At 44.3% G+C, this 6,552-nt stretch carries 7 protein-coding genes and 8 tRNA genes; 6 read left to right on the plus strand and 9 right to left on the minus strand.

The window, feature by feature from the left end; all coding sequences use genetic code 11:
* Window positions 1-47: 47 nt before the first annotated feature.
* On the minus strand, window positions 48-899 hold the full coding sequence (locus GK047_RS29925; RefSeq protein WP_240344292.1) for an NlpC/P60 family protein: 852 nt from the start codon (window positions 897-899) through the stop codon (window positions 48-50).
* A gap of 109 nt (window positions 900-1,008) precedes the next feature.
* Here GK047_RS29925 and GK047_RS26825 point away from each other — a divergent pair, with 109 nt between their 5' ends.
* The 6 genes from GK047_RS26825 to GK047_RS26850 are packed head-to-tail and all read left to right on the plus strand — an operon-like array spanning window position 1,009 to window position 5,449.
* On the plus strand, window positions 1,009-1,203 hold the full coding sequence (locus GK047_RS26825) for a hypothetical protein (RefSeq protein WP_163953530.1): 195 nt from the start codon (window positions 1,009-1,011) through the stop codon (window positions 1,201-1,203).
* Window positions 1,190-2,473: a nickel-dependent lactate racemase family protein gene (locus GK047_RS26830; RefSeq protein ID WP_163953532.1), complete on the plus strand. Its 1,284-nt coding sequence runs from the start codon at window positions 1,190-1,192 to the stop codon at window positions 2,471-2,473. Before GK047_RS26825 ends, GK047_RS26830 begins: the two co-directional genes overlap by 14 nt.
* A 35-nt stretch (window positions 2,474-2,508) precedes the next feature.
* The gene (locus GK047_RS26835) at window positions 2,509-2,901 is read left to right on the plus strand and encodes a hypothetical protein (protein WP_163953534.1); all 393 of its coding nucleotides are present in this window, start codon (window positions 2,509-2,511) and stop codon (window positions 2,899-2,901) included.
* Window positions 2,902-2,907: 6 nt separating this feature from the next.
* On the plus strand, window positions 2,908-3,504 hold the full coding sequence (locus GK047_RS26840; RefSeq protein ID WP_163953536.1) for a gluconate 2-dehydrogenase subunit 3 family protein: 597 nt from the start codon (window positions 2,908-2,910) through the stop codon (window positions 3,502-3,504).
* Window positions 3,501-5,096, plus strand: a complete 1,596-nt coding sequence (locus GK047_RS26845; RefSeq protein WP_163953538.1) for a GMC family oxidoreductase — start codon at window positions 3,501-3,503, stop codon at window positions 5,094-5,096. Before GK047_RS26840 ends, GK047_RS26845 begins: the two co-directional genes overlap by 4 nt.
* 50 nt (window positions 5,097-5,146) lie before the next feature.
* The gene (locus tag GK047_RS26850) at window positions 5,147-5,449 is read left to right on the plus strand and encodes an MTH1187 family thiamine-binding protein (protein WP_163953540.1); all 303 of its coding nucleotides are present in this window, start codon (window positions 5,147-5,149) and stop codon (window positions 5,447-5,449) included.
* 155 nt (window positions 5,450-5,604) lie between these two features.
* Here GK047_RS26850 and GK047_RS26855 read toward each other — a convergent pair.
* From GK047_RS26855 to GK047_RS26890, 8 genes are all read right to left on the minus strand, one after another.
* Window positions 5,605-5,677, minus strand: a tRNA-Lys gene (locus GK047_RS26855).
* 8 nt (window positions 5,678-5,685) lie between these two features.
* Window positions 5,686-5,767, minus strand: a tRNA-Tyr gene (locus GK047_RS26860).
* A 46-nt stretch (window positions 5,768-5,813) separates the two neighbouring features.
* Window positions 5,814-5,886: transfer RNA gene (locus tag GK047_RS26865), tRNA-Phe, on the minus strand.
* A gap of 49 nt (window positions 5,887-5,935) precedes the next feature.
* Window positions 5,936-6,012: transfer RNA gene (locus GK047_RS26870), tRNA-Asp, on the minus strand.
* 12 nt (window positions 6,013-6,024) lie between these two features.
* Window positions 6,025-6,100 (minus strand) — tRNA-Thr (locus GK047_RS26875).
* Window positions 6,101-6,107: 7 nt separating this feature from the next.
* Window positions 6,108-6,183, minus strand: a tRNA-Val gene (locus GK047_RS26880).
* A 16-nt stretch (window positions 6,184-6,199) separates the two neighbouring features.
* A tRNA-Met gene (locus GK047_RS26885) sits at window positions 6,200-6,276 on the minus strand.
* Between the two features lie 25 nt (window positions 6,277-6,301).
* Window positions 6,302-6,393 (minus strand) — tRNA-Ser (locus GK047_RS26890).
* Window positions 6,394-6,552: the final 159 nt, after the last annotated feature.

The following is a 6,552-nucleotide window of genomic DNA, read 5'->3' on the forward strand; positions in this document are numbered from 1 at the left end:
TTCCACTCATACTCGTGGAAGGGTTCTTTCAGAACGGCTTAGTTTGATTATTTAAGTACGCGACGGGCCGTTACGTAATGGTTAGCCCACCATTCTTTATTGATAGAGGTGAACTTCACTCCACCCTCACCATAAGTATGAATCATCATTCCATTGCCCACATAAATACCTACGTGACCGATATTTTTACCCGAGTCGATTGTTGTGAAGAATACTAAATCTCCTGTTTGCAATTTGCTTTTGCTCACATAAATGCCTTCATTTGCTTGGGTACGAGATACACGCGGCAGATCAATGCCATATTCGGCAAAGACCGTTTTTACAAAAGATGAGCAATCCATTGTATTCGTTTGTCCATATTTTGCCCCAAATACGTAAGGAGTTCCGAGATATTTCTGAGCAGTGAGAATCAGCTCCGCCTTTAAGCGATCTTTGGAGGAAAGAATGCTTTTCCCGCCAAGGAAACTGCTCTTATAATCATTCACATTGCGAGTGACGACTTCGTCTTTACTCTGGGAAGCCATCACCATCTTGCCTTGCCCGACATAAATTCCAGCATAGGAAGGCTGCTTGCCGTTACCAAAGAACAAGACGTCACCTGGTTCAGCTTTTGAGAGCTGAGTAATCATTGGCTTGTTGATCTTGAATTGATCAGCCAGTGATCTTGGCATCGAGTAGTTCAATGTTTGATACACATAATAAATTAAACCGGAGGAATCAAAGCCATCCGATGGGGACTCGTTGCTTTTGGAGTAGTCTACCCCTACCATCTTTTTAGCTAGAGAAACCGCGTCCATATCATCATTAGCCGCATAAGCGGAAACAGCTGTAGTCGCAGATAAAGCAATCGTAACCGCAACAGTTAAACCTAACGTACGGTGTGTAAGACTTTTAATCATTTTACTTCCTCCAATGCAGAATTATTTATAAGAAATGGGATTATTCTCTCTTCCTAGTAATAGGTTACCATGGGAGTGAAAAGTCTTTCATTCCTAAAATATTACCTCTATGGGTATTACTCTGGAAGTAGCACCAAATATAACTATGGCAGACTACCCATTGTTTTCTGATTGGGCACCGATTAATATAAAAATTTTGGTCGATGAGAAAATAATAAACCGTTCATCCTCCTACTTAGAAAATAGCTCCGCTTTAAAAATCTCTAACTCCACTCATAAACATTTGAATTTTGGAAATAATTAGAGCGTGGACCAGTAAAGGAGGAATTTCCATTCGTTCTATTCCATACGGGAAATCGAGTATCTCTCTAAATATCCCACCTGGTGTAGAACCAGATTGGATATACTATCATCGTTTTGCTCCCGCTGCTTCAGACTGTATTGAACAGGCCTTAGTACACCCCATTGGCTGCCTCCCTTTAGAACTAGCTGCTAAGGAATGTAAAACAGCCGTTATCTTAATCAGTGATATGACTCGGCTATGTCCTAGCCATTTATTCCTTGGCTCCATACTTCAGCGCTTACATAGAGCTGGAATATCGGATGAGAATATCCGCATCATCGTTGCTCTTGGTATCCATCGCAAACAAACGAATGAGGAACTCATTGAGCTAGTTGGAGAGGCTATCTATAAGCGTATATGTGTTATGAATCATTCTTCTCTCTCAGAAGACTGCATTCATCTAGGTATCACTCGGCTAGGTACTCCTGTTGAAATTAACAAATATGTGGTCGAGGCAGAGTTTCGTATCGTCACCGGAAATTTAGAACCACATGCGTTAGTGGGCGTTTCTGGTGGTATTAAAGCGATCTTTCCTGGAACTGCATCAGCCGCTGCTATTGAGCATAACCACAGTTTATCGCAGCAGTTCTCTTCATCACCCGGAACTGTCGATAATCCTATCCGTACGGACATGGAAGAAGTCCTACATTTTCTTCCTGTACACTTCTTGCTCAACGTCATTGTTGATCATGAACGCAAGCTGCTTGGGGCTGTAGCAGGACATGTTATCTCTGCTCATCGTGCTGGATTAGAATTAGTTCGTCGCACCTTTGTTGTAGAAGTCCCCCATCTATACGATGTAGTCGTAGTTTCACCTGGCGGATATCCAAAGGATACACAGCTCTACCAATCCGTTAAAGCATTAAAAAATGCCTCAGCCATCACGAAATATGGCGGCACCATTTTATTAGTCGCTCAGTGCGAAGAGCAATATGGCAATGGTCTATTTGAGCATTGGGTCGAAACGATACAAGACCGCTCTCTGATGATTTACAAATTGCAGCAAAGATTCGTGCTCGGTGCGCATAAGATTGCGCATATTGATCAAGTGCTTACACGGCATAGGGTTTATATTTATTCTGACTTTCCCTCTGCTTCTGCACTATTACTCGGATTTCATCCAATCAATGATTTAAATGAATTCCTTATGGATCAAATGTCCGAAGCTGCCTTAAAGACAGCCATTATCCCCTATGGAGGGCTGACGTATCCACAACTTCGCCCATTGTAGTCTATCTATCCTAAAAACAGTCGGAGGTTACCTTCATGGCTTGGAGCTATTGGTCATTGGATCGTGTTGTCATCCTCTATGTAGGCTTAGCCTATGTTTTCATCTGGATGCAAGTAACGATGTCCCACTATAAAATAAATTTTTATAAAAAAGCAATGTGGGGACCCGTTATTCTAGCTCCGCTGATTTGTCTCATATCCATCCTAACCGTGCTACTAAATAGCAAAGGTTGGCTGTTTACTGCACAGCTTTTCTATTGGTTTGGTACCCTTGAAGGCTTAATTGGCTTCTTCTTTCATATTAGAGGTGTAGGTCAACGCGTTGGTGGATATGCGCTCCGAAATTTCCTTACAGGTCCGCCAGTTATGATGCCTTTGCTTTTCTCAGCTGTAAGTATACTTGGCCTTATAGCCGTCTATGGAGGGTGACCGACGATGGAAAAACATACACATTATCCAACCTATGACGTCATGACGGAGCAGAATGCTTGGGATACTCACACTCGTTCTCTTGTGCAAGCACGAACCATTCGTGAGCATCCTTATCGCTTTTTTAATTCCGTAGAAACGGAATGCTTGCGAGCCTATTGCTCACTTCTAATGGACGATAGGCGTGGAGAGATTATTCAATATATACTAAGTCACATTGACCTGAGTGTTTCAGGGAATAAAGGCGAGGGACAGAGGAAAATCGGGGTTCCTCCAGCTAAAGTTCTCCTTCGAAATGGGTTAAAGGCCATCGATGAATCAGGATGGATGGCGAATAGCCAACCTTTTTCCCAATTGGACGAAAGCTTACAGCGGCAAATTATGCTGCAGATTAGCGAAGGCACACTTGCTCATACCGAAGCTTGGGAGGGGATTCCCCAAAAGGAATTGTTTCAAAAACTTCTCACCCTAACCGTAGAAGCGTATTATTCGCATCCCCAAATTTGGTCAGAAATCGGTTTTGGAGGTCCTGCCTATCCGCGTGGTTACCTTACATCTAGGATGGGACAACATGATCCATGGGAGGCGGTGAGTCAACCATGAACTGGAGATATGAACACGATGAGGTCGATATCGTCATCGTAGGGGCTGGAGCGGCAGGTGGTGTATTAGCCAAAGAGTTAAGCGAAGCTGGACTACAAGTCGTTATTGTGGATGCTGGCCCTTGGAGAGATCCGCAGAAAGATTTCGCAAGCGACGAGCTAACTATGAAAAGCCTAGCCTGGGAGGATACTCGATTAGTTGCTGGTGAAGATCCTTTGACCATGGGTCATAATAATTCAGGCAGGGGAATTGGTGGAGGCACGCAGCACTTTACCGGTGTTTTTTTGCGTTTCCACGAATCGGACTTCAAAACAAAATCCATTGACGGCGTTGGTGAAGACTGGCCAATTCACTACAAAGATCTCGAACCCTACTACAGCAAAATCGAGAGAGAAATAGCCGTCTCGGGACCCAATTATTTCCCCTGGGGAAATTTTAATGGACCTTACCCCTATCCAGAAAGAGATCCGCTTAGTCCAAATGCCTACTTATTTCAAAAAGGCTGTACAAGTCTCGGCATCCAATCCGTAGTTACGCCGCTAGCCATTCTTTCTGCTCCATTTGATGGACGCCCACCTTGTATAAATCGCGGGTTCTGCAATCAAGGATGCATGCCAAATGCCAAGTTCAGTACACTTATCGTGCATATTCCGAAAGCCATAAAGGCAGGAGCCGAGGTACTCCCTGACTGCATGGTTACTCAAATTGAGATGAGTAGTACAGGAAAAGCAACTGGAATTCTCTTCGTGAAAGACGGGATTACCTATCGTCAGCGTGCAAAAAATGTAATTCTCTCTGCTCATGTTATAGAAACACCTCGTCTCCTGCTTCACTCTGCTACACCCCAATTTCCAAATGGATTAGCCAATCGCAGCGGATGGGTTGGAAGGGCTATTATGACTCATAGCAGCAATGACGTCTATGCCAAATTCGACCAAGAGGTCCGTTTATACAAAGGTAGCCCCGTCCTGTCATCCACTCAGGATTTCTATGAAACTGATCGTCGTCGCGGTTTTGCCCGCGGATATACCATCCATTCTCATGGATCTCGACCAATCAGCATGGCCGAAGGCATAGCGAAGTCCAATGAGGGTCCTCTTTGGGGGGAAACGCTGCGAAAAACTATGCTCGATTACAACTACTATGGACGTCTAACCATGGTAGGTGAAGTCCTTCCTCACTGGGACAATTACGTCTCTCTCTCAACTGAAAAAGACGAAAATGGACTACCCCGGGCAGCCGTCTCATTCAGTTATGGAGATAATGACCGTATGCTCATTCATCATGCCGTAGAAAATATGAAGCTTATTCTTAAAGCAGCTGGCGGGGAAGTAAAGTATGTCGTACCTGATACTGCCCATCTGATGGGGGGCTGTAAGATGGGAAATAACCCCGATACCTCAGTCGTTAATTCCTATGGTCAGAGTCACGATATCCCCAATCTGTTCATTTGTGACGCAAGTATCTTTGTAACCTCCAGTGGTGGAAACCCAACCAATACCGTCATGGCCTTAGCTGCAAGAACAGCAGATTATATCATTGACCTTGCAACGAAAAATGAAAACAAGAACCAATTGTACACTTCACAATAACTCATCTACAATAGAAGAAGATTAACTTTAACTAAGGAGATGAGTCTCTAATGGCCATTGCTGAATTTACGATAATCCCAATAGGTACGGCAACGACAAGCCTCAGCAGTTATGTAGCTGATTTACACAAAGAACTAGAAAAGCATACAGATATCATATTTGAAATGACCCCCATGGGCACCATACTTGAAGGACCCTTGGATCGTCTATTCGAAGTTATACGCGCCGTTCACGAGGTCCCTTTCACTCATGGGGCCCAAAGAGTTTCCACCTCTATCAAAATTGATGACCGTCGCGATAAACAGGCTTCCATGGCACAAAAAATGCAATCTGTTGTAGAAAAATTAGACTAAAAAAAAGCATCCCGCGTAGGATGCTTTTTTTTAGTCTAATCATATATAAACCATATTAACTATTATTAAACATTTGTTTATACTGTATCTCAATCCATTTTCGGATTAGCATAAACAAAAAAAGACCTTCTCAGGTCTTGACTTTAGAAGAAAAGTGAGCCATGTAGGATTCGAACCTACGACACCCTGATTAAAAGTCAGGTGCTCTACCAACTGAGCTAATGGCTCTTGGAAAATGGAGGCTGATGGATTCGAACCACCGAACTCGGAGAGAGCAGATTTACAGTCTGCCGTGTTTAGCCACTTCACTAAGCCTCCAGATCAGAGATACCTATGCTGCTTAAAAGCAACACAACCATCTCAATGGCTCGGGACGGAATCGAACCGCCGACACGAGGATTTTCAGTCCTCTGCTCTACCGACTGAGCTACCGAGCCTTAAACAAGTGCTTTTATTATATCCAAATCAGGCAAAAAAAATAATAGATGGCGGAGCTGACGGGATTCGAACCCGCGGTCTCCTGCGTGACAGGCAGGCATGTTAGGCCTCTACACCACAGCTCCGTATTCTATTAGTGGTGCCGTCGAGAGGACTTGAACCCCCAACCTACTGATTACAAGTCAGTTGCTCTACCAGTTGAGCTACAACGGCAAAATAATGGTGGAGGCTGACGGGATCGAACCGCCGACCCTCTGCTTGTAAGGCAGATGCTCTCCCAGCTGAGCTAAGCCTCCTACTGGTTTGGTATTATGGTAGCGGCAGAGGGGCTCGAACCCCCGACCTTACGGGTATGAACCGTACGCTCTAGCCAGCTGAGCTACGCCGCCACATAAAATAATATATAGTTGAAACTGGCGGAGAGAGAGGGATTCGAACCCTCGCACCGCTTACGCAGTCTAACCCCTTAGCAGAGGGTCCCCTTATAGCCACTTGGGTATCTCTCCATGCTATATATTATACCTCAGGAAATATTATTCCCTGAAAACTAGATACGAAACTTGCGTAAAGCGTGAATCGCTTGCTGCTTGTTACCACAGCCGCTCTGCTTCTTAGGAAAGCATTCTTGGTTAAGCCCTCGACCGATTAGTATTCGTCAGCTGCAC

The organism is Paenibacillus sp. SYP-B3998, assembly GCF_010820665.1.
In the GTDB taxonomy this organism is placed as follows: Bacteria; Bacillota; Bacilli; order Paenibacillales; family NBRC-103111; genus Paenibacillus_E.